Here is a 26,878-nt window from a genome sequence, read left to right as displayed (position 1 = left end):
CCCGTTCCGGGGAGGAGCTACTAAGGCCGTCCCACCCGCTCGATCAGGGCCATTGCCGCCGATGGCGCCCGCACCTTGGCGCCGGCGATGAAGAAGACGAACACGTCGCGGCCGCCTTGCGCCCAGGCCCGTGCCTGGTCTGCCCAGCCGTCGAGTTCGGCGGCGGTGTAGCCGGTTGGCTTCTCCTCGCAGCATTGCTGCAGCCGGGCGTAGGTGAAATCGCCGGTCTGCTCGTCGAACGTCGGGTAGTCCGCGGCATGCGCATAGACGACGGCGACGTCTGCCTTGCGGGCGAGATCGAAGAACTCGGGCGTCCGGAAGCTTTCGTGCCGCGGCTCGATCGCGTGGCGGAGCGGCACGCCGTTCCAGCTCTTCGGCAGCAGCGCGAAGAAGCTGGCGACCTCATCCGGGTCGAACTGCTTGGTGCCCATCAGCTGCCACAGGATCGGCCCGAGCTTGGGCCCAAGTTCCGTCAGGCCCTGGTCGAGGAAATTGCGGATGCCCTCCTCGCCTTCGGCCAGATTCTTGCGATTGGTGCAGAAACGGCTGGCCTTTAGCGCGTAGACGAAGCCGTCGGGCGCGGTCTTGGCCCAGCTCTCAAACGTCTTGGGCGTCTGGCGGCGGTAATAGGTGCCGTTGACCTCGATCGCGGTCAGCGCGCGGGTCGCGTGCTCGATCTCCTTCGCATGCGGCAGTTTGGGCGGATAGAAGGTCCCCCGCCACGGTTCGTAGGTCCACCCGCCAATGCCCACCCGGATCATGGGCGAAAGGCTTAGCGCAGCTCCCGCCGCATCGCCAGATTGTCGAGGATCATGCCGCCGGCCATGAACACGCTCCCGGTGCAGGCGAGGAACAGCAGCTTGCCGCCGATGCCCGGATATTGGCCGAGATAATGGATGCCCCGCTCGCATCCGCCGAGCGCAAGCGCATAGATCACGAGGAACGCTTCGAACCGCGTCTTGACCGTGAACAGGCGTTTGAGCCGGGCGAACATCGCTGCAGTAACGCGCGCCCGTCCGAGTCGGACAAGGTAAAATAAGGGTTAATGGCTCCCTGGAGGGGAGATTAAAGATCTTCGTGCGCGAGACCGAGCGTATCCAGCAATGCCGCCCGTGCCCGCTCTACCGCGGCGTGCAAGGCCGGGTCGGACAGGCGGGTCGGATCGATCGACTCCGGCCAATGCTCTGCGATCACTGCTTCCAGCCGGTCGAGCTTGGCGTCGTCGACCAGGAAGCGTGGATCGACCTCGGCCGGGTCGGCGACCACGCGGAGGCGCAGGCAGGCGGGGCCGCCGCCATTCGCCATCGACTGGCGCACGTCGACGAACTCCGTGCGGCGGATCGGGCCGTTCCCGGCGACCAGGTCTTCCAGATAGTCGCGCACCGCGGGGATCGCCTGCGCCTCGGTCGGCAGGATCAGTGCTTGCTCGCCGGAGGGGAGCGTAACCAGCTGGGCGTTGAACAGATAGCTCGCGATCGCGTCGGCAAGGCTCACGCGCGCGGCGGGGACCTCGACGATCCGCACGTCCGGCAGCAGCCGTTCGAGATCGGCGTAGAAGCGGTCGCGATCGGCAAAGGCCCGCTCGTGCGCGAACAAGGTCAGCCCGTCGGCGACGGCGACCACGTCGTTGTGGAAGGCGCCGGCGGCAATCGCCTGCTCCGCCTGCTCGACGAACAAGGTGCGCGCCGGATCAAGGCCGTGGTGCGCGGCGACCGCTTCGGACGCGGTCCGATGCTGGCGGGCAGGAAAGGGACCACCGGTGCGGCCGTAGACGAAGACTTCCACGCCCGGCGTCTCGTGAGAAGGCGCAAGGCGCATGTGATTGGCCGCGCCTTCGTCGCCGAACGGGGTGGGAACGGGTCCGTGCACGATGAAGCCAGGACTGGCGAAGGCGAGGCGCAGCTGCTTCAGCGTGTTCGGCCATTCGTGGCTGCGGTGCGGCATCGTGACGAGATTGGCGACGGTCAGGTGGCATTTGCCGTCGCGCGTATCGGGCGCGGGCGAGACGGTCGCGGCATTGGCGGTCCACATCGGCGAGGCGCTGAGCGCCCAGGCCGGCATCGGCTCAGGACTGTCCATCGTCGCCCCGAGCGCCTCCAGCCACGGCCGGTCCGGGCGCGGGTGCGGCAGCAGCACGCCCTGGGTGAGGCCAAGCCGCACATTGTGCCGCATCTTGGCGAGACCCTGCAGCGCTGCGGCGCGGGGATAGCTGGTCTGGTTCGCGTTCCTGGCGGACGCGAGATTGCCGAGGCTGAGGCCGGCATAATTGTGACTGGGGCCGACAATGCCGTCGAAGTTGATCTCTTTCACCGCTCCAGGCTCCGATGTTCGCTCGTCCCGAGCGTAGTCGAGGGGCGCACGTGATAAGTTGGAGCAGCGCCCCTCGACTTCGCTCGGGACGAGCGGGCTTCTGCTTTCACGTCCGCCCCACGTGCATCACGGTGTCGCCCACATCCACCAGCAGCATCTCCGCGCCCTCGGGATCGATCGCGACCTCGCCGTCGCCGAGCGGCTCCATCAGCGCGTAGGCGGCCCGCCAGCCCGCCAGGCGCCCGGCCGTGGCGAGGCGGCGTTCGCCGTCGGGCACGTCGCCGATCCGGGCGACGCGCGATTCGACCGCGTCCGTGATCGATCGGATGCGATCGGTGTGCGCGACCATCGTCGGGCCGCCATCGAAGATGTCGATATATTTGTCGTGCGCGAAGCCCTCATGCTCCAGCATCCGCATCGCCGCGCGACCGCTCGGATGTGGCATCGCGATCACCGCGCGCGCACTTTCGGGCAGCATATCGATATAGATCGGGTGCTTCGGCATCAGGTCGGCGATGAACTGATTGCCGTTGGTGGCATTGAACTCGTCGGCTTCCTGAAAGCTCATGCCGAAGAATTTGCCCGCCAGGCCGTCCCAGAAGGGGGAGCCGCCCGCCTCGTCGATCACGCCACGCAGCTCCGCAAGCGTGCGGTCCGAAAAGCGGCCGCGATGTTTCTTGATGAACAGATAGCGGCTGCGGGCCAGCAGCATGCCGAGGCCGCCGGCCCGCTCGCGCGGGTGAAGGAACAGGCCGCCGACTTCGCTCGCGCCCTCGAGGTCCGTGGATAGCGTCAGCATGTCGGCGCGGAAGGTGCGGTTCAGCTCGCGGGAGGTCTGGGTGAGGGTGCCGAGCCGGTAGGAGTAGAAAGGCCAGTTCTGGCCGACCATGGTGAAGATCTGGCAGGTGCCGCGGACCTGCCCGGTCTCGCTGTTTTCCAGGACCATGACGAACAGGTCGTCGACATGCTCGTCCGCCTCGCGCGCAAGTGCCGCGGCCGAACGCTCGAGCTTGGCGCGCAGTGAATTCCGGTCGGGCGGCAGGTTGGTGAAGCCACCCCCGGTCAGCTTCGCCAGTTCATACAGCGCGCCGAGGTCCTTCAGGGTTGCCGGGCGAAGAAAGCAGCTCATGGCCGGCCCCGATCGGCTAGGCGCAGAATGGCAAGCGTGGACAGCATCGCCCGTTCGGGCAGCGACTCGGGAATCAGGAACTCCTCCTCCGAATGAATGGCGCCGCCGCGCGCGCCCATCGTGTCGACGACCGGCACGCCGCAGGCGGCGATGTTGTTGCCGTCGCAGACCCCGCCGGTCGCCTTCCAGCCGATGTTGAGGCCCAGATCGGCGCCGCAGCTTTTCACCAGCCCGAACAGGCGTTCGGCGGCGGGATCGAGCGGCTTGGGCGGACGGCCGAAACCGCCATGGACGTGGATGCGGACGTCGCGCGCGGCAGCGACCTGCGCGACAGCCTGGTCGAGATGCGCGCGCGCGCGTGTCTCGTCGTCCGGCGAAGCGGGCCGGAAGTTGACGCGGAGCACCGCATGATCGGGCACGACATTGTTCGGGCCGCCGCCGTCGATTTTCGCCGGATTGGCCTTGAGCCCCGGCCCGATCGCCTGCTCCAGCCGCAATGCCAGGTCGGCCGCGGCGAGCAGCGCGTTGCGACCCTCTTCCGGATTGCGGCCGGCATGCGCGGATCGCCCACTGACCACGATCGAGAAGTTGCCCGAGCCCCCCCGCGCACCGGCGAGCGTCCCGTCGGGGAGCGCCGGCTCGTAGGTAAAGGCGGCCGCCTTGCCCTGCGCCGCACGGGCAATCAGGGCCGCGGAGGAGGGTGATCCCACCTCTTCATCGCTGTCGATCAGCACCTGATAGCCGAACGAAGGGGCGGCCGGCGTGGTCTCGACCGCTTTCAGGGCTGCCAACATCAGCGACAGGCCGCCCTTCATGTCGGCGACGCCGGGGCCGTTCAGCCGTCCATCGTCCAGCGATTTCAGCGACTGGAATGGGTGATCGGCGCCGAACACCGTGTCGTAATGACCGGTGAAGAGCAGCTGCACCGGCGCATCGGGACGCATGGTCAGCAACAGGTGCGCGCCATGCTGGACCGCGCGCACCGACCCGTTCGGATCGACGATCTCGACCGGATCGGGGGGCACCAGCTCGAGTTTGCCGGGCAGCGCAGAAAAAGCGTCGGCGAGCAGCCCCGCCATGGTCGTGAGCCCGGGCAGGTTGCGCGATCCGCTGTTGACCGCGGCCCAGGCCTGCACCTGGTCGAGCATCGGCACTGCCGCCGCCGCTTCGCATGCGCGCTGCTCGATCCCGCTCAACCCCATGCGCCGGCTCTAGCCGCGCCGGCGGGGGAAGCCAACACCGGGGGCCGAGCGCCGGCGCCGGGCCATGTCGGTCGCTGCGGCTTTCACCAGCCGGCGGAATTTGGGACACTCCATATGGCTCGGCGCGGGGCAAGCCGCTGCGTGGCGCAGGCCGTCGCGCATCGCGCTGAGCCTGCGGATCACGGCGTCCAGCTCGTCCGCCTTCGAGGCCAGCATGGCCCGGTCGATGCCGGCGCCCCCGCTTCCGAACATCTGCGCGATCTCGTCGAGCGAAAAGCCGGCCGCTCGCCCGGTCGCGATCAGCGCCAGCCGCTCCAGCACGCCGGGATCGAACAGTCGCCGCAAGCCACGCCGGCCGATTGAAGCGATCAGCCCCTTTTCCTCATAGTGGCGGAGCGCCGATGCGGGCACGCCCGAGCGCTTCGCCACCTCGGCGATATCCAGATCACGCACCCTCTTGACCTCAAGTCGACTTGAAGTGGCAGAATGCCGCTTTCGAGTGCAGCAAGCAACGGTAAGGAGCCGATCATGACCGCCATTCGCGACGCGGCGAACGAACAAGGGATCAATTGGAACGGCCAGGCCGGCTACGCCTGGGTCGAGGCGCAGGACCTGCTCGACCGGCTGTTCACGCCGATCGAGGGGTTGCTGGCGAACGCGGCGGAGGCTGCGTCCGCGCGGCGCGTGCTCGACGTCGGATGCGGCACCGGCAGCACCACGCGCGCCATCGCGCGGCTGCCCGGAGTCCGATGCGTCGGTATCGACATTTCGGAGCCGATGCTCGCGCTCGCCCGCCGCCAGGCGGAGGCGAACGATCTTGCGGCGCGCTTCCTGTGCGGCGATGCGCAGAGCTACGGCTTCGAGGCGGGCAGCTTCGACATGATCGTCTCACGCTTCGGCGTCATGTTCTTCGATGATCCGGTGAAGGCTTTCGCCAACCTGCGCCGTGCCGCACGGCCCGGCGCCTCGCTGCGCATCGTCGCTTGGCGAAGCGCGGACGAGAACCCGTTCATGACCGTCGCCGAGCGTGCCGCCGCCCCGTTCCTACCGAACCTTCCCGCGCGCACTGCCGATGGGCCGGGCCAATTCGCGTTCGCCGATCCGGACCGGGTGCATCGGATTCTTGAGGAAAGCGGCTGGAAGGGCATCGATATCCAGCCGCTCGACGTCCCCTGCACGATGCCGGAGGGCGACCTGGTGCGCTACTTCACGCTTCTGGGCCCCCTCGGCCGCGTGCTGGGCGAGGTGGATGGCGGCACCCGCGCCCGGATCGTCGATGCGGTCCGCGCCGCGTTCGACCCGTTTGTGCAAGGAGCAGATGTCCGATTCACCGCAGCCTGCTGGACGATCGGCGCCAAAGCACCGGCGTAGCGCTTTCCAGTCGGGCCGTTGGGCGCTAGGCAATCCGTCGCCGGATCGTCCGACGCTGCCTGTTGAAAGTATCCGAATGAAGCCGGTCCAGCGTATCCAGGCCAATCTCCTCGCGAAGGCGGAGCGGCGCGCGCTGACCTGGATATGCGCGCGACTGCCGGCGCGGGTGACGCCCGACGGGCTGACGGCCCTGGGACTTGCGGGCGCGGCGCTGATCTTCGCCGGCTATGCGCTCAGTTCGGTGGACCCGGCCTGGCTCTGGGCCGTGATCGCCGGACTGGTCGTCCACTGGTTCGGCGACTCGCTGGACGGAAGCCTCGCCCGGTTCCGCCGGATCGAGCGACCCGAGTTCGGCTATTTCATCGACCACAGCACCGACGGGCTCGCCAATCTGCTGATCCTTGCGGGCCTGGGCCTGAGCCCGTTCGTGCGGCTGGACATCGCGCTGTTCGCGCTTGCCGGATACCTGCTGCTCTCGATCCACGCCTTCCTGGCGGCGCGTGTGACCGGCGAGCTTCGCCTGTCCTACCTCGCCGCCGGACCGACCGAGCTTCGCCTGGTGCTGGTCGCGATCACGCTGTCGATGTTCGCGTTCGGCGCGCTGCCGGTGTCGGCCAGCGGCGTCACCGCCTTCGACCTGATCGTCGGCGGCGTCGGAATCGTCATGGTGATCTTGTTCGTCGTCCAGACTCTCGCCACTGCACGGCAATTGACGCTGCGGTAGGGGCAGCGACTGATCCGCGTTGGTTATTCGACTAAGTATCTGAAAACGCTGGTGACCCCTACGGGACTCGAACCCGTGTTTTCGCCGTGAGAGGGCGACGTCCTAGACCGCTAGACGAAGGGGCCGCGCGGGAGACGTGCGCACCTATGGTCGGGGGTGCGCGGAGTCAAGCTAGTGCCCGCCGCCGATGCCGGCCGCGGCCCGGCCTTTCGGCGCGATCCAGACCATCGCCGCGGCGACCAGGAACACGGCGCCGGCGACGAGGAAGATGTGGACCACGCCGATCGTCGCGGTCTGCGCCTCGACCATCCGGTCGATCGCGGCGCGCGCCTGCTCGTGCGTCGCGCCCCGGCCCTCGAGTTTCGCCATCGTCTCGGCGACGCCGTTGAGCGAGCCGACAACCTGGCCCCGCGCGCTGGCGTTCGCATTGTCCCACAAGGTCGTTGCAAGCGCGGTGCCGAACGCGCCCGAGAGGGTCCGGCAGAAGCTCATCAGGCCGGCGGCGGCGACGACCTTGTGCGGCGGCACCGACCCCAGCGCCAGCGCGGTGAGGCCGATGAAGAAGAACGGCATGCCGATCCCCTGCAGGATGTGCGGCAGCGCCAGCGTCCAATAGTCGGACTCGGTCGACCAGCGCATGCGCATGAACGACATCAGGAACAGCCAGATGATGCCGCCGCTGACGGTGACGCGCAGGTCGATCTTGTCCGTCATCTTCGCGGCGATCGGCGACGCAAACACCGCGAACAGCCCCAGCCAGGCGACGACATAGCCGGCGTCTGTCGCGGTATAGCCGAGCACCTGCTGCAACCAGAGCGGCGTCAGCACGACTTGGGCGAAGAAGGCGCCGAACGCCAGCGACACCGCCAGCACGCCGGCGACGAAGCCGCGATAGCGAAACACGCTGACGTCGACGATCGGATTGGGCTCGGTCGTCTCCCAGATCAGGAACGCGACGAAGCCGATCACCGCGATCAAGGCCAGGCCGACGATCCAGGTCGAATGGAACCAGTCATTGTCGCGCCCGGTATCGAGCATGACCTGCAGCGCGCCCACAAAGACGATCAGCAGCGCAAGGCCGATCACGTCGATCCGCTGGCGGATGACCTTGGTCTCGAACGGCGTCACCAGCTGCGAGACCGCGAAGATGCAGATCGCGACGACCGGCAGGTTGATGAAGAAAATCCAGGGCCACGACCAATTATCGCTGATGATGCCGCCCAGGATCGGGCCGAGGATCGGCGCTGCGGTCGTCGTCATCGCCCAGATGCCGAGCGCGGCCGATTGCTTGCCCCGGGGGAAGATGCGCATCAGCAGCGTCTGCGACAGCGGCATCAGTGGCCCGCCACACAGGCCCTGCATCACCCGGAACGCGACCAGCATGTAAAGCGTGCTGGAAATCCCGCACAGGAACGAGAACAGCCCGAATCCGATCAGCGACGTGATGAACCAGCGCACGCTGCCGAACCGGGCCGAAAGCCAACCTGTGAGCGGCACGCTGATCGCGTCGGCGACCGCATAGCTGGTGATCGTCCATGTGCCCTGGCTCGGCGAGACGGCAAGGCCGCCGGCGATGTGCGGCACGGACACGTTCGCGATCGTCGTGTCGAGCACCACGATGAAGTTCGCGAGCGCCAGCGAAAAGGCCGCGAGCCCGAGCCGCCAGCCGGTGAGGCAGGGGCCTTCCGCGAATTTGTCGAGCGCGGCGGCGGTGGTCGCCATCAGCGGCCCCGCGTGTCCACCGTCGCCGTCATCGACAGGCCGACCCGCAGCGGATGCTCCTTCAGCTCCTTCGGATCGAGCGCGATCCGGACCGGCAGCCGCTGCACGACCTTGATCCAGTTGCCGGTCGCATTCTGCGCCGGGATCAGCGCGAACGCGGCCCCGGTGCCGCCGGCAAAGCCGACGACGCGGCCGTGGAACTCCACGTCGCCGCCGTAGAAGTCAGACGTCAGCAGCACCGGCTGGCCGGGCCGGACCTTGGCGAGTTGGTCTTCCTTGAAGTTCGCATCGACGTAAGCGGCCGCGATCGGCACCAGGGTCATGATCGGCGTGCCGGCGGCGACGCGCTGGCCGACCTGGATCTGGCGATTGGTGACGATGCCGTCGATCGGCGCGCGGATGACGGTGCGCTCCAGGTTGAGCTTGGCCTGCGCCAGCCGCGCGCGGGCGGCGAGCACTTCGGGCGCCGTCCCGATCGTGGTGCCTTCGACCAGGGCCGCCGACGCCTGGAGCTCGCCAGTCGCGGCGTTCTGCGTCGCTTCTGCACTGGCGACGCCGGCGCGGGCGAGGTCGCGCGCCGCCTGGGCCGATTGGAATGCGGTCCGCGCTGCCGTCAGCTCATCGCCCGAAACGGCGCCGGAGGAAATCAGGGCCTCCCGCCGGCCGAGTTCGATCCGGGCGCGGTTGAGGGTCGCTTCGGCATCGCGCAGTCGTGCGCGTGCCTGCTCGATTTCGGACCCGCGTGCCGCGACCCGACCCTGGGCCGCGCCGACAGTCGCGCGCGATTGGCGGTACTTCTGTTCGGCCTGGGCGAGCGCGCTTTGCGCCTGCGCGACTTCGATCCGGGCATCGGCGGGGTCGAGCACGACCAGCACGTCGCCTCGCTTCACCGGCTGGGTGTTGGCGACGCGCACTTCGGCGACCGGTGCTGCGATCAGCGGCGTCACCTGCGCGGTCTCGGCGCCGACATAGGCATTGTCGGTCGAAACCCGGCCCATTTGGGTCAGGAAGAACCAGATCGCCCAGACGAGGGCTGCGGCGACCACGACCAGCGCGAGGATGCCGAACCAGCGCTTGCGAAGGCTGCGCATCTCGACCGGCGTGGTCTCGTCGATGTCGCCGACCGGCATGTCCTCGGGATTGATATCGGCCATCAGCGCAGTCCTGCCAGTTGAGGGGCCTGGAATCCGCCGCCCAGCGCGCGGACCAGGGCAATATCGAGCGTGAAGCGACGCGCTTCCAGATCGGCGACGGCGCGGCGGTTCGCCAGCACCGTGTCGTCGGCCTGCAGCGCAGTAAGCTGGTTGGCGAGCCCGCCCTGGTAGCGAATGCGCGCGATCTTCGCCGCTTCCTCTGCCGCCGTGAGCGCCTGGCGTTGCTCGGCGAGGCGCGTGTCGAGCGCGCGCAGGCTCGCGACCGCGTCGGCCACTTCGTGCAATGCGGTCACCAGCGTGCCGTTATACCGCGCGACCGCCTCGTCATAGCGGGCGCGGGCGCCGCGATAGTTGCCTTCGAGCCGGCCACCCTCGAACAGCGGCAGGCTGAGAGCCGGCCCGGCGTTGCCGTAGAGCGAACCGCTGTCGAACAATTTGTCGAGGCCGAAGGATTGCAGGCCGACGATCGCCGCCAGGTTGACGTTCGGGTAGAATGCGGCGCGCGCAACCTTGATCCGGCTGGCGGCCGCTTCGGTGCGCAGGCGCGCGGCGACGAGGTCCGGCCGCCGCCCGACCAGCTCCAGCGCGACGCGGTCGGGCAGCCGCGGCGCTCCTGCCGCGAGTTGCGGCCGCGCGATCGCAAGCCCCCGGTCCGGTCCGGCGCCGACCAGAGCGGCAAGGCGGTTGCGGGTCAGGGCGATCGCCTCGTCGAGCGCGGCGATGTCGGCCCGGGCGGCCGGCACGCGCGACTCGGCCTGGCGCTGCTCGCCGCGCGTGTCGAGCCCGTTCAGCACGCGCTTGGCGGTCAGATCGGCGGTCGCCTGGCGGACGCGGACCGCCTCTGCCGCCACGTCCCGCTCGGCATAGAGCTGGGCGAGCTCGGCATAGGCCGCAGCGACGCCGGTCGACAGCATCAGCTTGGCCTGTTCCGCGTCGACCGCCGCTGCCTGCGCGTCCGATGTCGCCGCGGCGAGCTCGGCGCGGTTCCTGCCCCACAGGTCCAGGTCGAACCCAAAGCTGCCGGTGATCCGGCCGGTGTCGATGATGCCCTTGGGCACGAACTGCCGCGGGATACCGAGATTGTAGCTCTGCTTGATGCCACCGACCGTCGCGTCGATCTGCGCCTGGGGCTGGAGCGCGGCCCCGGCCTGCTGCGCCAGTGCGTCGGCCGCGCGGACTCGCGCCGCCGCCGCTGCCACATCCGGAGATCCGGCCAGGGCTTCGCCGATCAGTGTCGAAAGCTGGGGATCGCCGAAGCCGCTCCACCAGTCAGCGGCCGGCCAGGCGCCTTGCGCTCCGGCCAGCGTCTGTCCGGCGCCGAGCGCGTCGGCGGCGACGAGCGTCGGCTTCGGCCCGAGCTTCGGCACCGACGCGCAGCCGGCCAGCATGGTCGCGGCGCCTGCGGCAATTACGAGTTTGATCGAAGCCATGCCATCCATCATACTGGGCGGTACAGGTGCGACCTGCGCGCGCCGCAAAAGGTTGTCAATCGAAATGATACCGTCCAGTACGGCTACTCCTCCTGCTCGAACGCGCGACGCACGGCGTGAGGCATTCGTGGCCGCGGCACGGCAGGCTTTCTTTTCCGAGGGTTACGGCGGGACCTCCATGTCGTCGATCTCCGCTAAGGTCGGCGGATCAAAGACGACTTTATGGACTTACTTTCCGTCGAAACAGGATTTGTTCGCGGCCGTCGTCGACGATCTGGTCGAACGCTATGGCCGCGCACTGGAGGTCCAGTTCGATCCGGACGCGGATATCGCCGATTCGCTGCGGATGATGGGGCGCGCCTTGCTCCTGACCGTGCACTCGCAGCCGATCATCGACCTCAATCGCCTGTGCGTCGGCGAAGCGGGGCGATTTCCCGAATTGGCCCGGCTGTTTCATGAGCGCGGGCCGGCCCGGGGCAAGGCACGGCTGCGCGCGTTCATTGCCGAGGCGATGGCGCGCGGCAAACTCCGCGCCGGCGATCCGGCCGCGGCGAGCCTGAGCTTTGTCGGAATGCTGTGGGCGGGATCGATTCAGTCGCACCTGCTGGGTCTGATCGAGCGGCCGAGCGACGCCGAGATCGAGCAGGAGATCGGCGCCGCGGTCGGCACGTTCCTGCGTGCCTGGGGCGCCTGAGCGAAGCGGATCAGCCGCGCAGCCGCTCCGCGTGCCAGCGCAGGTGATCGGCCATGAAGGTCGAGATGAAATAATAGCTGTGGTCGTAGCCCGGCTGCATCCGGAGCATGAGGTCGATGCCGGCAGCCTCGCACGCGCCGCGGAGCAGGCCGGGGCGGAGCTGCTCCGACAGGAATGCGTCGGCCTCTCCCTGATCGACCAGGATTTCCGGCACGCGCGCGCCATCCTCGATCAGCGCTACGGCATCATAGTCGCGCCACTTGGTCCGGTCGGGTCCCAGATAGCCGGTCAGCGCCTTCTCTCCCCAGGGCACCTGGGCGGGCGCGACGATCGGCGCGAAGGCGGAGACGCTGCGAAACCGCTCCGGATTCCGAAGCGCGATCGTCAGCGCGCCGTGCCCGCCCATCGAATGGCCGGTGATCGCCTGCCGGCCCATATCGGCGGGAACCTCCGCCGCGATCAGCGTCGGCAGCTCGTCCTCGATATAGCTGCGCATCCGGAAATGCGGCGCATAAGGGGCCTCGGTCGCGTCGACATAGAAGCCGGCGCCCTGTCCCATGTCATAGGCCGGGTCGTCGGCCACGCCTTCGCCGCGTGGGGACGTATCCGGCGCGACGAAGATCAGGCCAAGCTCCGCGCAGGCCGCGCGATACTCGCCTTTCTCCGTCACGTTCGCATGCGTGCAGGTCAGTCCTGAAAGATACCAGACGACCGGCAGCCGCGCGCCCGGTTCGTGATCGGGGACGAAGACGGAGAAGACCATCTCCGTCCCCGTCGCCTCGGATGCGTGCCGGTACACGCCCTGCGTGCCGTGATGGCTGCGCCAGGACGAGACCGTCTTCATGCGCGTCAATCCGCCACCCGATGCAGGGCGCAGAGTTTGTTGCCGTCGGGATCGCGCAAATAGGCAAGATAGAGCTTCATCGTCGAACCTTCGCGCACGCCGGGCGGATCCTCGCAGGCGGTGCCGCCCGCCTCCAGCCCCGCCTTGTGCCAGGCATCGGCCTGCTCTGGATTGTCCATCGCGAACCCGATCGTGGCGCCGTTGGCATGGGTCGCCGGCTGGCCGTCGATCGGCTTCGTCACCATGAAGATGCCGCCGTTGTGCGCGTACATCAGCCGGCCCTTTTCATCCTGCAGGCCCGGCTTGCCGCCGACCGCGCCGAACAGGCTGTCGTAGAATTTCTTCGAACGCGCGATGTCGTTCGATCCGACCATCATATGGCTGTACATGTTCGCTCCCTCCTCCTCAGTAGACGACGACCGACCGGATGCTTTCGCCAGCGTGCATCAGGTCGAAGCCCTTGTTGATCTCGTCGAGGGTCAGCACGTGGGTGATCATTGGGTCGATCGCGATCTTGCCGTTCATATACCAGTCGACGATCTTCGGCACGTCGGTGCGGCCCTTGGCGCCGCCGAATGCGGTGCCGCGCCAGTTGCGCCCGGTGACCAGCTGGAACGGCCGCGTCGCGATCTCCTTGCCCGCTTCCGCCACGCCGATGATGATCGACGTGCCCCATCCGCGGTGGCAGCATTCCAGCGCGGTGCGCATGACCTCGGTGTTGCCGGTCGCGTCGAACGTATAGTCGGCGCCACCATCGGTCAGCTCGACGACCTTGGCGACGATCTCCTCGCGCGACATGCCCTTGGTATTCAGGAAATGGGTCATGCCGAACTTGCGGCCCCATTCCTCGCGGTCCGGGTTGATGTCGACGCCGACGATCTTGTCCGCGCCGACCATCTTCGCGCCCTGGATCACGTTCAGGCCGATGCCGCCCAGCCCGAACACGACGACGTTCGCGCCGGGCTCGACCTTCGCCGTATTCACCACCGCGCCGACGCCGGTCGTCACGCCACAGCCGATATAGCAGCTCGTCTGGAACGGCGCGTCTTCGCGAATCTTCGCGACTGCGATTTCGGGCAGCACGGTAAAGTTCGAGAAGGTCGAGCAGCCCATATAATGGTAGATCGGCTGGCCCTTGTAGCTGAACCGTGTGGTGCCGTCCGGCATCAGCCCCTTGCCCTGGGTCGCGCGGATCGCGGTGCAGAGATTGGTCTTGCCGCTGAGGCACGACTTACACTGCCGGCATTCCGGCGTGTACAGCGGGATCACGTGATCGCCGGGCTTCACGCTGGTCACGCCGGGCCCGACCTCGCGCACGATTCCCGCGCCCTCATGGCCCAGGATCGAGGGGAAGATGCCCTCGCTGTCGAATCCGTCGAGCGTGTAGGCGTCGGTGTGGCAGATGCCGGTCGCCATGATCTCGACCAGCACTTCGCCGGCCCTGGGCCCTTCCAGATCCAGCTCGACGATCTCCAGCGGCTGCTTCGCCTCAAACGCGACGGCTGCGCGCGTCTTCATCCTACCTTCTCCCATACTCGTTCGGTTTCGAGCGCGTCGGCGCCTCGCGTCTGGAAGAGCCAGATCCGCGCCGGCGGCAGGTTGCGCCACACCCTCGCGGCCAGCGTCACCTTCAGGTCCGCAGAGCGCGGCAGCGGCGGCTTCACGCCATAGCTGTATTGCACGAACGGCGCCCCTGGGGGCACCAGCCGCAGCAGCTCGCGGACCAGCGCCACGCGCTCGTGATTGGGAAAGTTGAGCAGCGGCAGGCTTGAGATGATCGCGCTGAACGGACCCAGCCGCTCCAGCCGGCGGGCGTCGGTCGCGTCGCCTTCGACGACATCAAGGCCCGGAAACCGCCCCCTCAGCAGCCGTGCGAAGGTCGCGTCCGCCTCGATCGCGACCACCTTCTCCGTCCCCATGCCGCGGCGGATCAGGGCCTTGGTGACGGCGCCGGTGCCGGGCCCAAGCTCGAGCACGCGGCCGGGCGCGGAAAAGTCGACCTGGGCCGCCATGGTTTCGGCCAAAGCCGCGCTCGCCGGGCTGATTGCGCCGATTGCACGCGGATTGCGCGCCATCCGCTGCACGAAGTTCAACCAGTCGTTCACAGGGCCGGACACTCGCGCCCCATGCAGGCTGAAACGGCGGAGCGCAACGGGCTTGAATCGAACGCATCGTGCGGCACAATGCGACCGAAGGAGACCTGGCGATGGCAAGAGCCGACCAAGTCACTCATGTCGACGTTCTGATCGTCGGAGCCGGCATATCCGGCGTCGGCGCCGCCTGGCACCTGAAGAACCAGTGCCCGGACCGGTCCTTCCTGGTGCTGGAGGAGCAGGAGAGTTTCGGCGGCACCTGGATCACGCACACATATCCGGGCATCCGATCGGACAGCGACCTCTACACCTTCGGCTATCGCTTCAAGCCCTGGGTCGGAAAGCCGATCGCGACCGCCGAGCAGATCCTCACCTACATGGGCGAGGTGATCGAGGAGAACGGCCTCGGCCCGCACATCCGCTACCGTCACCGCATCCTGACCGCCGACTGGTCGAGCGCAGACGCACTCTGGACGCTGGACGTCGAGCGCACCGACACCGGCGAACGCCTGACCTTCACCACCGGCTTCCTGTGGATGTGCCAGGGCTATTACCGCCATTCGAAAGGCTACACGCCCGATTGGCCCGGCATGGCGGATTTCCAGGGCCGGATCATTCACCCGCAGACCTGGCTCGACGATCTTGACCTCAGCGGCAAGCGCGTCGTCGTCATCGGCTCCGGCGCGACTGCGGCGACGCTGATCCCCAACATCGCCGACGAATGCGCGCATGTGACGCTTCTGCAGCGCTCGCCGACCTTCTTCATCCCCGGCCGCAACATCAACGAGCTGGTCGAGACGCTGAAGGTCCTGGAAATCGACGAAAGCTGGATCCACGAGATCGCGCGGCGCGCGGTGCTGCACCAGCTGAGCGAGCTCAACCGCCGCTCGTTCGAGGATGCGGAGGCGCTGCGCCACGAGCTGCTCGAAGGCGTGCGCGCCTTCCTGCCCGAAGACCAGGTGCAGCAGCATTTCAATCCGCGCTACCGTCCCTGGCAGCAGCGTATCGCCTTCGTGCCCGACGGCGATCTGCTGGCCGCGATCCGTGACGGAAAGGCCGCGGTCGTCACCGACGAGATCGACTGCTTCACCGCGGCGGGCATCCGGCTGACGTCAGGGGAGGAGCTGCACGCGGACGTGATCGTCACCGCGACCGGTTTCGACCTCTGCATGATGGGCGACATCGCCTTCGGCGTCGACGGGCGGCCGGTCGACTGGTCGCAGACGGTCAATTACCGCGGCATGATGTTCACCGGCGTGCCGAACCTGGTCTGGGTGATGGGCTATTTCCGTGCGAGTTGGACCTTGCGCGTCGACCTGCTCGGCGATTTCGTCTGCCGGCTGCTGAACCACATGCGCGACAAGGGCGCGACCCGCGTCGACGTGCAGCTCCGCCCGGAAGACGCGGACATGCCGCTGCTCGACTGGATCGACCCGGAAAACTTCAATCCCGGCTATCTGATGCGCGGCATGCACCTGATGCCCCGGCGCGGGGACAAACCCGAATGGATGCACAACCAGGATTATTGGCGCGAGCGCGAGGAGATACCCGGGATCGACCTTGATGGCGCGGAGTTCGTCTACGGGTCTCTGGGTCGGAGCGGAAGCCGCCGCCTGATCGCCTGAACAGCCAAGGGTCGCCGATTCCGCATGACCGAACCGCCGATCCTGATGCTCGGCATCATCTTGATGACCGCCTCGCTGGTGGCGATCGTCTCGCGCCGCCTGCACCTGCCTTACAGCGCCGGACTGGTCGCCGGCGGGATCGTGCTGGCGCTGCTGCCGTTCGACCTCGACCTGCCGCTCAGCCGTGACCTGATCTTTTCGGTGTTCCTGCCGCCGCTCGTGTTCGAGGCGGCGTTGCAGCTGGATTGGCCGCGCTTTCGCCGCGAGCTGCCGCTGACTGCGGTGCTTGCCTTTGCCGGCGTCGCCATTGCCGCCGCCGTGGTCGCGGCAGGCACGCACGTCGCGCTCGGCTGGAGCTGGATCGGGGCGGGGCTGTTCGGCGCGCTGATCGCCGCCACTGATCCGGTCTCCGTCATCGCCGCCTTTCGGGAAATGAAGGCGGAACCGCGGCTGGCGCTGATCGTGGAATCCGAAAGCCTGCTCAACGACGGCGCCGCCGCGGTGGGGTTCGTGGTGCTCGCGGCGGCCGCGGGCGGCATGACGGCCAGCGTGGGCGGAGCCGCCGCTTTCCTGCTGCTGACGGTGTTCGGCGGGATCGCTTGCGGCGCGATCGTCGGCGGCGCCGTGCTGCTGATCGCCGGGCGGACCAAAGATCACATGGTCGAGATCACGCTGACGACGATCGCCGCCTATACGTCGTTCCTGCTCGCGGAGCATTTCCACATGTCGGGCGTGCTGGCGACGCTGGCGGCCGGGCTGGTGGTCGGCAATCTCGGCTGGCGGGGCCCGATTTCGGAGGCCGGTCGGGGCCATGTCCTCGCCTTCTGGGAGTTCGCCGCGTTTCTCGCGAACTCGTTCGTGTTCATCCTGATCGGCGGCCATGAAGCGCACCAGCCGCTCGCCGCGATCGGCGGTGCGGCGCTGGTCGCGATCGCCCTCGTCCTGCTCGGCCGCGCCGTCGCCGTTTATCCGCTGAGCGCGCTGTTCGCGAAATCCGATCTGCGGCTCAGCTGGGGCTATCAGCACGTGCTGTTCTGGGGCGGCCTGCGCGGCGCCCTTGGCCTCGCGCTCGCGCTTGCGCTGCCGCCAACCGTGCCGGAACGCGGCGAGATCATCGCCGTGGCCTTCGCCGTCGTCGCTTTCTCGATCTTTGCCCAGGGACTGACCATGCCATGGCTGATCCGGCGGCTTGGGCTGATCTGCGACGACAGGGCGCAGCGCGAGGGCGGATGAGCTAAAATCCGAGAAGCTATTTGGCCGCGTCCAGCGCCGCTTTGATGCGGGCGAGGAAGTCCGTGCGGGCGGCGGACAGGTCGCGACCCGTCGCCTTCGGCCAGGCACTCGACATCGCGATCACCAGCCGGCGCTTTGGATCGACGTGGATCAGCTGGCCGAAAATGCCCTGCGCCTGGAACGTGCCGTCGGCATTGATCCACCATTGATAGCCATAGCCGCGGCCGTCTCCGACCGGCGCCTGCGCACGCGTGGCTTGCCTGAACCAGCCGTCCGGCACGACGCCTTTGCCGCCCGACTGCGCGAACAGGCCGATGCGGGCGTAATCCCGCAGCGACGCCGACAGGCAGCAGCCGCCGATGTCGCGGCCCGACGCATCGACCATCCAGAACAGGTCGCGCTCCATGCCGAACGGGCGCCAGATCTTCGCTTCGGCATAATCGGTCAGCGTCTTGCCGGTCGCGTTCTGGACCAGCACGCCGATCAGGTTCGTCTCGCCGGTCTTATACACCCATTTCGTGCCCGGCGGCGCTTCGCGGGGCAGGGTGCGGAGATAGGCGACGGTCGGGTCCATGCCGGGCGGCGCCGGCTTGGCGTACATGCGCGCCACATCGGAATTCGGATCGGTATAATCCTCGTTCCATTTGACGCCGGAGGTCATCGTCAGCACCTGGCGCACGCTGACGCCGTCATAGGCGCTGCCGGCGAGGCCCGGGATGTAGCGGGTCACCGGATCGTCCACTGATTTGATGAAGCCGTCGCGGACCGCGGCGCCGACCAGAGTCGAGGTCAGCGACTTGGCGACCGAGAAGCTGGTGTAGCGGCCCTCGCGCGAATAGCCCCGCGCATAGCGCTCCAGCCGGATGCGGCCGTCTTGCACGACGATCAGCCCGGCCGTGTTGTTCGCGGCCATGAAGGCTTCGACGCCGTCGAGCTTCAGCGGCTTGCCGGGGCGAAGCGGGTAGGGATGGGAAGACGCCTTGGCCGTGGTGCCGGGGAAATGATCCTCCATGTGCGGGAAGTTCGCGTCGCGCTGCGCCTGGTTCCAGAACAGGATTTCGGCGCCGGCCTGCCGGATCCGGTCGGCATTCTCGGGCGTCAGCGCGACTTGCGCGTGGCCCGGCACGGCGGCCAGCAGTGCGGCCGCGATCAGCCCCCATTTCCCCGTCATCTAATCCCCCTTGGTCAGTGTCACCTGCGCAACCCAGATGCCGCCGCCGCGAAAGCCGCCTTCGCAGTACATCAGGTAATAGCGCCACAGCTCGACAAAGCGCCGGTCGAACCCGGCCGGCAGCCGGCCCTCCGCCACCGCCGTATCGAACCGTTCGCGCCAGCGCTTCAGCGTCTCGGCATAATGGAGGCCGAAATTGCGCTGGGCGGTCCAGGCGAGCCCCGCCGCTTCGGCAAGCGCCTTGAAGCGGCTTTCGGAAATCAGCATGCCGCCGGGGAAGACATAGGCCTGGATGAAGTCGGCGCTGTTCGCGTAATCCTCGAACAGCGCATCGTCGATCGCGATATACTGGATCGCGGCGCGGCCGCCCGGCCTCAGCGCGCGGGCGATGGTCTGCAGATAGGCGGGCCACCAGCGCTGACCGACCGCCTCGACCATCTCGACGCTGGCGACGGCGTCATATTGCTCCTGGACGTCGCGATAATCGCGGAGCTCGACGCGCACGCGGCCGGCGGCAACGTTGCAGCGGTTGAGGTCAAGCGCATGGGCCTGCTGTTCCTCCGACAGCGTCAGCGCGGTGACGTTCGCGCCATATTCGTCGGCGGCGATCTCGGCGAGCGTGCCCCAGCCGCAGCCGATCTCGAGCAAATGCTGGTCGGGCTTCAGCTCCAGCCGGTCGAGCAGCGCGCGAACCTTGTTGAGCTGCGCATAGGCGAGCTCCTCGTCGGCGCGGATCGGCTCCTGGAACAGGGCGGACGAGTAGGTCATCGTCTCGTCCAGCCATTCGGCATAGAATTCGTTGCCGAGATCATAATGGAACGCGATGTTGCGGCGCGCGCGCCTGGGCGTGTTGTCGCGCAGCCAATGGGCCAGCTTCTTCACGCGACGGCTGAGCCCCCGCGCACGAGCGATGCTGCCCAGCGCCCGGCCATTGCGCATGAACAGGTCGAACAGCGGCACCGGATCGGGACTGGTCCAGTCGCGCGCGGCCCATGCGTGATACCAGCCGATCGAGCCGCTCCGCGCGAGCTTGATCAGCGCCCGCCAGCGCCGGACCTCCACCTCCGCAACCGGCCCCGGTCCGCGCCCGCCAAGGATGCGGTAGCTTCCATCCGGCAGCCACGCCTCGATCGCGCCGGCCTCCAGCGCCGCGTCGATCCGGTCGAGCACCCGGTGGAACGGCGCAGCGACGATCGCGCTCCACAGGCCGGGAGCGGGACGGCCGGACCGAAACTGCCGGCCGCGATCAGGTGCGTGCGCAGTCATGGTCTGAAGCTAGCGATTGCGGGCCGAGTGCGCCAGACGAGTGCGGCCAAAAGAAGAAGAGTCTCGCACGAAGAACACGAAGGACACGAAGAAGCAGGTCAATCCCGAGGCGGATAATAGTCGTTTGCGAGCCGGCGCAGCCCTTCCCTGAACGTAGGCGCGCCGAAGTTCATCAGCAGGCCTAGCGGAAGATCCATCAACCGCAGATAGGTGAGCACCTGTTTTGCATGGACAGGCGCATGCGCCTCAGTCGACTTGAGTTCGATCAGCAACCTGCCTTCGACGAGGAGATCGGCGCGAAAGCCCATCTCAATATCGATGCCATTGAACCGAATCGGAATGGGCTTCTGCCGTTCGACGATGAAACCTCGCTCCGCGAGGCTGTAGGCCAAACAGGCTTCATACGCCGATTCGAGCAGACCTGGACCAAACGCCTGATGAACCTTCAATCCGCAATCGATCGCGATCCGAGCCAGCTCTTCGAGATCGGCCCGCATCTTCTCTTCGTGCCCTTTGTGTTCTTCGTGCGAGACCAAACCTTCAAATCTCGTGCGGCTGCTTCTCGACCTGCCAGGTCTGGCCCTTGGCGACGAGCTTTTGCAGGTCGGGCGTCTTGCCTTCGGCGGCGGCGCGGTTCTGGTCGGTGACGGCACGTTCGAAGGTCGGACGGGGATGGTTGAAGATCACGCCCAAGGCGACCGGGAAGCCGTTTTCGATCTCCATGTCGATCAGCATCTGGGCGATGCCCTTGTTGGTCTGGTCGTGGCGGATCACGCCCGCCGCTTCCCAGTTGCCATTCTCGACATTGACGATCTCGAGCCGGAGTTCCTTCGCGTTGAGCTTCAAGCCCATCGTGCCGCCGGCGAACAGCATCGGCTCGCCATTTTCCAGCCAGATCTGGTTGACCTGCGCCTTCGCCTTTTCGGTGAAGGCGGCGAACACTTCGTCATTATAGACGATGCAGTTCTGGTAGATTTCGACAAAGCTCGCGCCCTTGTGCGCGTGCGCCGCCTTCAGCACCGCCGCCAGATTCTTGTGCACATCGATACCGCGCGCGACGAAGCGGGCGCCGGAACCGAGCGCGAAGCTGCACGGGCTGGCCGGCCGGTCGACGGAGCCGAAGGGCGTCGAAGGCGAGCGTGTGCCGACGCGGCTGGTCGGGGAGTATTGGCCCTTGGTCAGGCCGTAAATCTCGTTGTTGAACAGCAGGATCTGGCAGTCGAGATTGCGGCGAAGGATGTGCATCGTGTGGTTGCCGCCGATCGACAGCGCATCGCCATCGCCGGTGATGATCCACACGTCGAGCTCGGGATTGGCGAGCTTCACCCCCGTCGCGATCGCCGGCGCGCGGCCGTGGATCGTGTGGAAGCCGTAGGTCTCCATGTAATAGGGAAAGCGCGACGAGCAGCCGATGCCGGAGACGAACACCGTCTTCTCCGGCGTCGCGCCGATTTCAGGCATCGTGCGCTGCACGGCCTTCAGGATCGCATAGTCGCCGCAGCCAGGGCACCAGCGGACTTCCTGGTCCGATTCCCAGTCCTTGATCGTGGTCGTCTTCGCGACGGGAGTCATGTCGTTCATGAAAGCGCACTCTCGATAGCGGCTTCGATTTCCGAAATGCGGAAGGGCTGGCCGGAGACTTTGTTGAGCGGGCGGGCGTCGACCAGATACTGGTCGCGCAGCACCGTCTTGAACTGGCCCGTGTTCATTTCGGGCACGATGATCTTGTCGTAGCTCCGCAGCAGGTCGCCCAGGTTTCGCGGCAGCGGCCAGATGTGGCGGACGTGGATGTGGTGCACGTCGCGGCCCTTCATTCGCTGGCGCCGGACGGCCTGATGGATCGGGCCATAGGTCGAGCCCCAACCGACCACGGCCAGCTTGCCCTTAGACTCGCCGAGCGTGACCTCCTGCTCCGGAATGTGATCGGCGATGCCGAGCACCTTGTCGGCGCGCAGGTCGGTCATCAGCTGGTGGTTCGACGGCGAATAGTCGATGTTGCCGGTGCCGTTCGCCTTCTCGATGCCGCCGATGCGGTGGAGCAGGCCGGGCGTGCCGGGCTTGACCCAGGGTCGCGCCAGCTTGTCGTCACGCGCATAGGCCTTGAAGCCGCCTTCGGGCACGGTCTCCAGATACTGCACCGGGAACGGCGCATAGCGGCTCATGTCTGGCACCCGCCACGGCTCGGCCGCGTTGGCGATGTAGCCGTCGGTCAGCAGCATTACTGGCGTCATGAACTGGGTCGCGAGCCGCACTGCCTCGATCGCGCAATCGAACGCGTCGGCGGGGGAGCGGGCGGCCAGCACCGGCATCGGCGCGTCGCCGTTGCGGCCATAGACGGCCTGGTACAGGTCCGACTGCTCGGTCTTGGTCGGCAGGCCCGTCGACGGGCCGCCGCGCTGCGAGTTCACGATGACCAAGGGCAGCTCGGTCATGATCGCAAGGCCCATCGCCTCGCCCTTCAGCGCGATGCCGGGACCCGAGGACGAGGTGACGCCCAGCGATCCGGCATAGGAGGCGCCGATCGCGCTCGCGATCGCGGCGATCTCGTCCTCCGCCTGGAACGTCGTGACGTCATACTCCTTCAGTCGCGACAGATGGTGCAGGATCGCCGACGCCGGCGTGATCGGATAGCCGCCGAAGAACATCGGGACATTGGCAAGCTGCGTGCCGGCGACGAGGCCCAGCGAGATCGATTCGGCGCCGGTGACGGTCCGATAGAGGCCGGGTTCGGCGGGCGCGGCCGAGATATGGTGCTGCTTCAGGAAGCCGGAGAGCTCCGCCGTCTCGCCATAGGCATGGCCGGCGTTCAGCGCGGCAATGTTCGCTTCGGCGAGCGTCGGCGCCTTGGCGAACTTGGCCTTCAGCCAGTCGACGATCGGCTGGCGGTCGCGGTCGAACATCCAGAGCGCCAGGCCTAGCGTCCACATATTCTTGCAGCGCAAAGCCTCCTTGTTGCCGAGGCCGAACGGCTTCACGGCTTCGAGCGTCAGCTGCGAGATGTTGAAGCTGAGGAGCTGCCATCGACCCAGGCTGTCGTCCTCCAGCGGGTTGGTGTCATAGCCTGCCTTGGCAAGGTTGCGCGCGCCGAACTCGCCTTCGTCGGCGATGATCAGGCCGCCGTCCTTGAGGCTGGAGACATTCACTTTCAGCGCCGCCGGGTTCATCGCGATCAGCACGTCCGGCGCATCGCCGGCAGTGTCGATGTCGGTTGAGCCGAAATTGATCTGAAAGGCGGAGACGCCGAAGGTCGTGCCCTGCGGCGCGCGGATTTCGGCGGGGAAGTCCGGGAACGTCGCGAGGTCGTTGCCGGCGAGCGCCGTCGACAGCGTGAACTGGCCGCCGGTCAGCTGCATGCCGTCGCCGGAGTCGCCGGCAAAGCGCACGACGACATTTTCCGCGGGCGGCTGGGCGCTCGCCTCCTGGGGAGTGAGCTGATGGGCGGCTGTGGCCATTTGCGACTGTCCTGCTTGATACGAGGCGGTCGAGTAGGCCGCCCGATGCGTGGCGCCAATGTAGAAAATCTGCGGCGGAGTGCAAACGGGGTTAAGTCCTTATTCCTCCCCGGAACGGGGAGGAGCTAACTCAGTATCTTCCCCAGCACCCGGATCGTCGCCGCATGCCGCTCGGCGATCGGCGTCTTGTCCGCACCGTAGCCGCCACCCGGCGTGCTCGCCAGCGGAAGGCCGTGGCGGCGGGCGAGGGCTCCGACGAACGCGTCGCGGTCGTGCAGGCCCTTGTCGGTCAGCGCCAGGCGGCCGAGCTTGTCGTCGGCGTGAACGTCGACGCCGGCCTGATAGAGGATCAGGTCCGGGCAGAAGCGCTCGACCAGGGGCGGCAACGTGGCGGCGAGCGCATCGAGATAGGCCATGTCGCCGGTGCCGTCGGGCAGCGGCACGTCGAGCGTCGAGCGGGCCTTGCGTGCCGGGAAGTTCTTCTCGGCGTGAATCGAGTAGGTGGCCACGTCCTCCCGCGCGGCAAGCAGCGAGGCAGTCCCGTCGCCCTGGTGCACGTCGCAGTCGACGATCAGCACGCGGCCCACATCGCCTTCGGCCAAGAGGCGGTGGGCGGCAACCGCAAGGTCGTTGAAGACGCAATAGCCGGCGCCGGTATCGTAAAGCGCATGATGGCTGCCGCCGGCAGTGTTCGCCGCATAGCCGTGTTCAAGCGCGAGCTTTGCGGCGAGCCAGGTGCCGCCGGGCGTCAGCTGCGCGCGGGTCGCGAGCAAGGGCGTGACCGGGAAGCCGATCCGCCGCTCCTTCTCCTTCGGCACCGCGGCGAAGAGGACTTCGTCGACATAGGCCGGCGCGTGCACTGCCTCGAGCCAAATGCGCGGCATCGGCTCGGGAACGTGGCGCGCCTGAGGGAGATCGAGCGCGTCCAGCGCTGCGATCAGGAGATTGTACTTGCTCGCAGGGAAACCGCCGGAAGGAGGCGGCGGGGTCAGGTAGCCGGGGTGGTGAACGATGTGGAGCACACGGTGGAACTAAGCACATCCGTTCGCTTCGAGCGAAGTCGAGAAGCGCAAGCTCGGAGCAGTCGTTTCTCGACTTCGCTCGAAACGAACGGTGATAATTATTCCACCCGCTCGCGGTGCCCCGTCTCGAACCCACTCGTCAGCAGCGCGGCGATCCGATCGGCCACAGCTTCCGGCGCCTTGACCGTGACCGGGTCTTCGCCCGGAAACGCCTTTTCGCGCATCTTAGTGCGGGTGGCGCCAGGGTCGAGGATTGCAACCTTGATCTTGCCCAGATTGCGCTGCTCCTCGCCATAGGCGGCGACGAGGGTTTCAAGCGCGGCCTTGGAAGCGCCATACGCGCCCCAATAGGCGCGCGGCGTCGCGCCGACGCTGGAGGTGATCGCGATCAGCTTGCCGGGGGCGGCCGCGCGCAGCAGCGGGTCGAACGCGGCGATCAGCGCCTGCTGGGCGCCGACGTTCAACGTCAGCAGCTTTGAGAATTCCTTGGCGTCGATCGCCGGCACCGGCGTCAGCGTGCCGAGCATCGCGGCGTTGAGGACGAGGGCGTCGAGCTTGCCCCAGCGTTCGCCGACCGCGGCGGCGAGGCGGCCGATGCTGTCGCCCTCGGCCAGGTCCATCGGCGCGATCGTGGCGCTGCCGCCGGCCTGGTGGATGCGGTCTTCGACCTGCTCCAGATCCTTGGCAGTGCGGGCAGTGAGGATCACGTGCGCGCCCGCCCTGGCGAGCGCTTCGGCAGTGGCGGCGCCGATGCCGCGGCTGGCGCCGGTGACGAGGGCGAGCTGGTTTTCGAGGGGCTTCGTCACGACAAACTCCGGTTTGGGCTGAGCTTGTCGAAGCCCTCCCTTCACTTTCTTGCGCCCCTAAGGGGAAAGGGAGGCCTTCGACAAGCTCAGGCCAAACCGTGCTCTGGGCCTCAGACCACCCGTTCAGCGAGCAAACTCAGCTGGTCCGTCGGCGCGAGCTCGTCCTGGTCGGTCAGCGTGGTCGGATAGTCGCCGGTGAAGCAGGCGTCGCAATGCTGCGGACGCACCTCGGCGCGGCGATCATGGCCGAGCGCCTTGTAGAGCCCCTCGATCGAGACGAACGCCAGGCTGTCGGCGTGGATGTAATCCGACATGCCGGGCACATCGAGCTTCGCCGCCAGCAGCTTGGTCCGCTCCGGCGTGTCGACGCCATAGAAGCAGCTGTGCCGGGTTGGCGGGCTGGCGATGCGCATGTGCACTTCGGCGGCGCCGGCGTCGCGCATCATCTGGACGATCTTCAGGCTGGTGGTGCCGCGCACGATCGAATCGTCGATCAGCACGACGCGTTTGCCGCCGATCAGCGCGCGGTTGGCATTGTGCTTCAGCTTCACGCCCAGATGGCGAACCTGGTCGCCCGGCTGAATGAAGGTCCGCCCGACATAATGGGAGCGGATGATGCCGAGCTCGAACGGAATGCCCGATTGCTGGGCATAGCCGATCGCGGCCGGCACGCCCGAATCGGGGACGGGAATCACCAGATCGGCCTCGACCGGTGCCTCGATCGCGAGCTGCGCGCCGATCGCCTTGCGCACATCATAGACCGACGTGCCGTCGACGATCGAATCGGGCCGCGAGAAATAGACATGCTCGAAAATGCACGGCCGCGGATTGATCGAGCCGAACGGCTGGATCGAGCGAACGCCGCTGTCGGTCACGATCACGATCTCGCCGGGCTCGACCTCGCGGATGAACTCCGCGCCGATCACGTCGAGCGCGACGGTTTCCGATGCGAAGATTGTCGCGTCGCCAAGCTTGCCCATCACCAGCGGCCGGATGCCGAGCGGGTCGCGGCAGGCGAGCATGCCTTCGGGCGTCAGGCAGATGAGGCTGTAGGCGCCTTCGACCTGCTTCAGCGCGTCGATGAATTTGTCGAGCAGCGTCCGGTAGGTGGAGGTCGCGACGAGGTGGATGATCACCTCTGTGTCCGAGGTGGACTGGAAGATCGAGCCGCGGCGGACAAGCTCGCGGCGAAGCTTCATCGCGTTGGAGATATTGCCGTTATGGGCAACCGCGAAGCCGCCCGACGACAGCTCGGCAAACAGCGGCTGGACGTTGCGCAGCGCGGTCTCGCCGGTCGTCGAATAGCGGACATGGCCGACCGCGACGCGGCCGGGCAGGCCGCGGATCACGTCGTCCCGGTCGAAATTGCCGGCAACGTGACCCATCGCGCGGTGGGTATGGAAATGCTGGCCGTCCCAGCTGGTGATGCCGGCGGCTTCCTGGCCGCGATGCTGGAGCGCGTGCAGCCCCAGCGCAACCACGGCGGACGCGGTCTCGGCATCGTAAATGCCGAATACGCCGCATTCCTCGCGAAGCTTATCGTCGTCGAACGGATTGGTGGTGAGCATGGGGAGGACCCGGACCCTCGTCTCGTTGGCGCCGCATATAGGGAGCCGTTCGGCCTTTGTCT

Annotated in this window: 26 protein-coding genes and 1 tRNA gene; 5 read left to right on the top strand and 22 right to left on the bottom strand. The window is 67.3% G+C overall.

Annotated features, from left to right (window positions below; genetic code table 11):
- Positions 1-20 precede the first annotated feature (20 nt).
- From SCH01S_RS09315 to SCH01S_RS09290, 6 genes are all read right to left on the bottom strand, one after another.
- Positions 21-761, bottom strand: coding sequence for a DUF72 domain-containing protein (locus SCH01S_RS09315; RefSeq protein WP_046348528.1), 741 nt, complete (start codon positions 759-761; stop codon positions 21-23).
- Between the two features lie 11 nt (positions 762-772).
- Complete coding sequence (locus SCH01S_RS16445) at positions 773-994, bottom strand: hypothetical protein (RefSeq protein ID WP_046348527.1); 222 nt, start codon at positions 992-994, stop codon at positions 773-775.
- A 71-nt stretch (positions 995-1,065) separates the two neighbouring features.
- Positions 1,066-2,310, bottom strand: coding sequence for an N-succinylarginine dihydrolase (locus SCH01S_RS09305; RefSeq protein WP_046348526.1), 1,245 nt, complete (start codon positions 2,308-2,310; stop codon positions 1,066-1,068).
- Positions 2,311-2,416: 106 nt separating this feature from the next.
- On the bottom strand, positions 2,417-3,439 hold the full coding sequence (locus SCH01S_RS09300; RefSeq protein WP_046348525.1) for an arginine N-succinyltransferase: 1,023 nt from the start codon (positions 3,437-3,439) through the stop codon (positions 2,417-2,419).
- Positions 3,436-4,641, bottom strand: a complete 1,206-nt coding sequence (locus tag SCH01S_RS09295) for a hydrolase (RefSeq protein ID WP_046348524.1) — start codon at positions 4,639-4,641, stop codon at positions 3,436-3,438. Before SCH01S_RS09295 ends, SCH01S_RS09300 begins: the two co-directional genes overlap by 4 nt.
- Positions 4,642-4,650: 9 nt before the next feature.
- A complete protein-coding gene (locus SCH01S_RS09290; protein ID WP_046348523.1) occupies positions 4,651-5,094 on the bottom strand; it encodes a helix-turn-helix domain-containing protein in 444 nt (147 codons plus the stop codon).
- A 75-nt stretch (positions 5,095-5,169) separates the two neighbouring features.
- On the opposite strand from SCH01S_RS09290, the gene SCH01S_RS09285 reads away from it, so the two are divergent.
- Complete coding sequence (locus SCH01S_RS09285; protein ID WP_046348522.1) at positions 5,170-6,012, top strand: class I SAM-dependent methyltransferase; 843 nt, start codon at positions 5,170-5,172, stop codon at positions 6,010-6,012.
- Between the two features lie 76 nt (positions 6,013-6,088).
- A complete protein-coding gene (locus tag SCH01S_RS09280; protein WP_046348521.1) occupies positions 6,089-6,736 on the top strand; it encodes a CDP-alcohol phosphatidyltransferase family protein in 648 nt (215 codons plus the stop codon).
- A gap of 49 nt (positions 6,737-6,785) precedes the next feature.
- On the opposite strand, the gene SCH01S_RS09275 is transcribed toward SCH01S_RS09280, so the two are convergent.
- The 4 genes from SCH01S_RS09275 to SCH01S_RS09260 all read right to left on the bottom strand — a co-directional run bounded on the left by SCH01S_RS09275 (position 6,786) and on the right by SCH01S_RS09260 (position 11,042).
- Positions 6,786-6,861: transfer RNA gene (locus SCH01S_RS09275), tRNA-Glu, on the bottom strand.
- A gap of 46 nt (positions 6,862-6,907) precedes the next feature.
- Positions 6,908-8,458, bottom strand: coding sequence for a DHA2 family efflux MFS transporter permease subunit (locus SCH01S_RS09270; protein WP_046348520.1), 1,551 nt, complete (start codon positions 8,456-8,458; stop codon positions 6,908-6,910).
- A complete protein-coding gene (locus SCH01S_RS09265; protein ID WP_052733882.1) occupies positions 8,458-9,612 on the bottom strand; it encodes an HlyD family secretion protein in 1,155 nt (384 codons plus the stop codon). The genes SCH01S_RS09270 and SCH01S_RS09265 overlap by 1 nt, the downstream gene beginning before the upstream one ends.
- Positions 9,612-11,042 (bottom strand): efflux transporter outer membrane subunit, encoded by a 1,431-nt coding sequence (locus SCH01S_RS09260; RefSeq protein ID WP_245612215.1) that lies wholly within the window; start codon positions 11,040-11,042, stop codon positions 9,612-9,614. The genes SCH01S_RS09265 and SCH01S_RS09260 overlap by 1 nt, the downstream gene beginning before the upstream one ends.
- Here SCH01S_RS09260 and SCH01S_RS09255 point away from each other — a divergent pair.
- The gene (locus SCH01S_RS09255; protein ID WP_281174977.1) at positions 11,041-11,736 is read left to right on the top strand and encodes a TetR/AcrR family transcriptional regulator; all 696 of its coding nucleotides are present in this window, start codon (positions 11,041-11,043) and stop codon (positions 11,734-11,736) included. The genes SCH01S_RS09260 and SCH01S_RS09255 overlap by 2 nt on opposite strands.
- A gap of 10 nt (positions 11,737-11,746) precedes the next feature.
- Here the strand turns inward: SCH01S_RS09255 and fghA are convergent, their stop codons facing one another.
- Genes fghA through SCH01S_RS09235 form a run of 4 tightly spaced genes read right to left on the bottom strand, consistent with a single transcriptional unit; the run spans position 11,747 to position 14,697 of the window.
- Positions 11,747-12,580 carry an S-formylglutathione hydrolase gene (gene fghA, locus SCH01S_RS09250; protein WP_046348517.1) on the bottom strand — a complete coding sequence of 278 codons (834 nt, stop codon included), beginning with the start codon at positions 12,578-12,580 and terminating at the stop codon, positions 11,747-11,749.
- Positions 12,581-12,585: 5 nt separating this feature from the next.
- Positions 12,586-12,969 carry a VOC family protein gene (locus SCH01S_RS09245; RefSeq protein WP_046348516.1) on the bottom strand — a complete coding sequence of 128 codons (384 nt, stop codon included), beginning with the start codon at positions 12,967-12,969 and terminating at the stop codon, positions 12,586-12,588.
- 16 nt (positions 12,970-12,985) lie between these two features.
- A complete protein-coding gene (locus SCH01S_RS09240) occupies positions 12,986-14,098 on the bottom strand; it encodes an S-(hydroxymethyl)glutathione dehydrogenase/class III alcohol dehydrogenase (protein ID WP_046348515.1) in 1,113 nt (370 codons plus the stop codon).
- The gene (locus SCH01S_RS09235; protein WP_157032880.1) at positions 14,095-14,697 is read right to left on the bottom strand and encodes a class I SAM-dependent methyltransferase; all 603 of its coding nucleotides are present in this window, start codon (positions 14,695-14,697) and stop codon (positions 14,095-14,097) included. The genes SCH01S_RS09240 and SCH01S_RS09235 overlap by 4 nt, the downstream gene beginning before the upstream one ends.
- 89 nt (positions 14,698-14,786) lie before the next feature.
- On the opposite strand from SCH01S_RS09235, the gene SCH01S_RS09230 reads away from it, so the two are divergent.
- Together SCH01S_RS09230 and SCH01S_RS09225 are read left to right on the top strand one after the other, a co-directional pair.
- Positions 14,787-16,298, top strand: coding sequence for a flavin-containing monooxygenase (locus SCH01S_RS09230; protein ID WP_046348514.1), 1,512 nt, complete (start codon positions 14,787-14,789; stop codon positions 16,296-16,298).
- A 24-nt stretch (positions 16,299-16,322) separates the two neighbouring features.
- The gene (locus SCH01S_RS09225; RefSeq protein ID WP_046348513.1) at positions 16,323-17,531 is read left to right on the top strand and encodes a cation:proton antiporter; all 1,209 of its coding nucleotides are present in this window, start codon (positions 16,323-16,325) and stop codon (positions 17,529-17,531) included.
- Between the two features lie 16 nt (positions 17,532-17,547).
- Here SCH01S_RS09225 and SCH01S_RS09220 read toward each other — a convergent pair whose 3' ends face one another.
- From SCH01S_RS09220 to purF, 8 genes are all read right to left on the bottom strand, one after another.
- Positions 17,548-18,702, bottom strand: a complete 1,155-nt coding sequence (locus SCH01S_RS09220; RefSeq protein ID WP_084689485.1) for a serine hydrolase domain-containing protein — start codon at positions 18,700-18,702, stop codon at positions 17,548-17,550.
- A complete protein-coding gene (locus SCH01S_RS09215; protein WP_046348512.1) occupies positions 18,703-19,968 on the bottom strand; it encodes an SAM-dependent methyltransferase in 1,266 nt (421 codons plus the stop codon).
- 98 nt (positions 19,969-20,066) lie between these two features.
- Entirely contained in the window at positions 20,067-20,465 is a 399-nt protein-coding gene (locus SCH01S_RS09210) for a GxxExxY protein (RefSeq protein WP_046348533.1), read from the bottom strand.
- 43 nt (positions 20,466-20,508) lie between these two features.
- Positions 20,509-21,549 carry a 2-oxoacid:ferredoxin oxidoreductase subunit beta gene (locus SCH01S_RS09205; protein ID WP_046348511.1) on the bottom strand — a complete coding sequence of 347 codons (1,041 nt, stop codon included), beginning with the start codon at positions 21,547-21,549 and terminating at the stop codon, positions 20,509-20,511.
- Complete coding sequence (locus tag SCH01S_RS09200; protein WP_046348510.1) at positions 21,546-23,420, bottom strand: 2-oxoacid:acceptor oxidoreductase subunit alpha; 1,875 nt, start codon at positions 23,418-23,420, stop codon at positions 21,546-21,548. The genes SCH01S_RS09205 and SCH01S_RS09200 overlap by 4 nt, the downstream gene beginning before the upstream one ends.
- A gap of 125 nt (positions 23,421-23,545) precedes the next feature.
- The gene (locus tag SCH01S_RS09195) at positions 23,546-24,442 is read right to left on the bottom strand and encodes a histone deacetylase family protein (RefSeq protein ID WP_046348509.1); all 897 of its coding nucleotides are present in this window, start codon (positions 24,440-24,442) and stop codon (positions 23,546-23,548) included.
- A gap of 98 nt (positions 24,443-24,540) precedes the next feature.
- On the bottom strand, positions 24,541-25,248 hold the full coding sequence (locus SCH01S_RS09190; RefSeq protein ID WP_046348508.1) for an SDR family NAD(P)-dependent oxidoreductase: 708 nt from the start codon (positions 25,246-25,248) through the stop codon (positions 24,541-24,543).
- A gap of 110 nt (positions 25,249-25,358) precedes the next feature.
- Complete coding sequence (gene purF / locus SCH01S_RS09185; RefSeq protein ID WP_046348507.1) at positions 25,359-26,816, bottom strand: amidophosphoribosyltransferase; 1,458 nt, start codon at positions 26,814-26,816, stop codon at positions 25,359-25,361.
- Between the last annotated feature and the right edge of the window lie 62 nt (positions 26,817-26,878).

Origin of the sequence: Sphingomonas changbaiensis NBRC 104936 (assembly GCF_000974765.1) — a bacterium.
Lineage (GTDB): Bacteria > Pseudomonadota > Alphaproteobacteria > Sphingomonadales > Sphingomonadaceae > Sphingomonas_B > Sphingomonas_B changbaiensis.
This window is presented reverse-complemented; position numbering and strand designations above follow the sequence as displayed.

Excerpts from the sequence above, each read along its gene's own strand:
- SCH01S_RS09210 (WP_046348533.1), bottom strand. The coding sequence starts at position 20,465 with ATGCGGGCCGATCTCGAAGAGCTGGCTCGGATCGCGATCGATTGCGGA.
- SCH01S_RS09205 (WP_046348511.1), bottom strand. The coding sequence starts at position 21,549 with ATGAACGACATGACTCCCGTCGCGAAGACGACCACGATCAAGGACTGG.
- SCH01S_RS09255 (WP_281174977.1), top strand. The coding sequence starts at position 11,041 with ATGCCATCCATCATACTGGGCGGTACAGGTGCGACCTGCGCGCGCCGC.
- purF (WP_046348507.1), bottom strand. The coding sequence starts at position 26,816 with ATGCTCACCACCAATCCGTTCGACGACGATAAGCTTCGCGAGGAATGC.
- SCH01S_RS09245 (WP_046348516.1), bottom strand. The coding sequence starts at position 12,969 with ATGTACAGCCATATGATGGTCGGATCGAACGACATCGCGCGTTCGAAG.
- SCH01S_RS09300 (WP_046348525.1), bottom strand. The coding sequence starts at position 3,439 with ATGAGCTGCTTTCTTCGCCCGGCAACCCTGAAGGACCTCGGCGCGCTG.
- SCH01S_RS09270 (WP_046348520.1), bottom strand. The coding sequence starts at position 8,458 with ATGGCGACCACCGCCGCCGCGCTCGACAAATTCGCGGAAGGCCCCTGC.
- SCH01S_RS16445 (WP_046348527.1), bottom strand. The coding sequence starts at position 994 with ATGTTCGCCCGGCTCAAACGCCTGTTCACGGTCAAGACGCGGTTCGAA.
- SCH01S_RS09285 (WP_046348522.1), top strand. The coding sequence starts at position 5,170 with ATGACCGCCATTCGCGACGCGGCGAACGAACAAGGGATCAATTGGAAC.
- SCH01S_RS09240 (WP_046348515.1), bottom strand. The coding sequence starts at position 14,098 with ATGAAGACGCGCGCAGCCGTCGCGTTTGAGGCGAAGCAGCCGCTGGAG.
- fghA (WP_046348517.1), bottom strand. The coding sequence starts at position 12,580 with ATGAAGACGGTCTCGTCCTGGCGCAGCCATCACGGCACGCAGGGCGTG.
- SCH01S_RS09230 (WP_046348514.1), top strand. The coding sequence starts at position 14,787 with ATGGCAAGAGCCGACCAAGTCACTCATGTCGACGTTCTGATCGTCGGA.
- SCH01S_RS09280 (WP_046348521.1), top strand. The coding sequence starts at position 6,089 with ATGAAGCCGGTCCAGCGTATCCAGGCCAATCTCCTCGCGAAGGCGGAG.
- SCH01S_RS09225 (WP_046348513.1), top strand. The coding sequence starts at position 16,323 with ATGACCGAACCGCCGATCCTGATGCTCGGCATCATCTTGATGACCGCC.
- SCH01S_RS09295 (WP_046348524.1), bottom strand. The coding sequence starts at position 4,641 with ATGGGGTTGAGCGGGATCGAGCAGCGCGCATGCGAAGCGGCGGCGGCA.
- SCH01S_RS09220 (WP_084689485.1), bottom strand. The coding sequence starts at position 18,702 with ATGACGGGGAAATGGGGGCTGATCGCGGCCGCACTGCTGGCCGCCGTG.
- SCH01S_RS09315 (WP_046348528.1), bottom strand. The coding sequence starts at position 761 with ATGATCCGGGTGGGCATTGGCGGGTGGACCTACGAACCGTGGCGGGGG.
- SCH01S_RS09260 (WP_245612215.1), bottom strand. The coding sequence starts at position 11,042 with ATGGCTTCGATCAAACTCGTAATTGCCGCAGGCGCCGCGACCATGCTG.
- SCH01S_RS09215 (WP_046348512.1), bottom strand. The coding sequence starts at position 19,968 with ATGACTGCGCACGCACCTGATCGCGGCCGGCAGTTTCGGTCCGGCCGT.
- SCH01S_RS09200 (WP_046348510.1), bottom strand. The coding sequence starts at position 23,420 with ATGGCCACAGCCGCCCATCAGCTCACTCCCCAGGAGGCGAGCGCCCAG.
- SCH01S_RS09265 (WP_052733882.1), bottom strand. The coding sequence starts at position 9,612 with ATGGCCGATATCAATCCCGAGGACATGCCGGTCGGCGACATCGACGAG.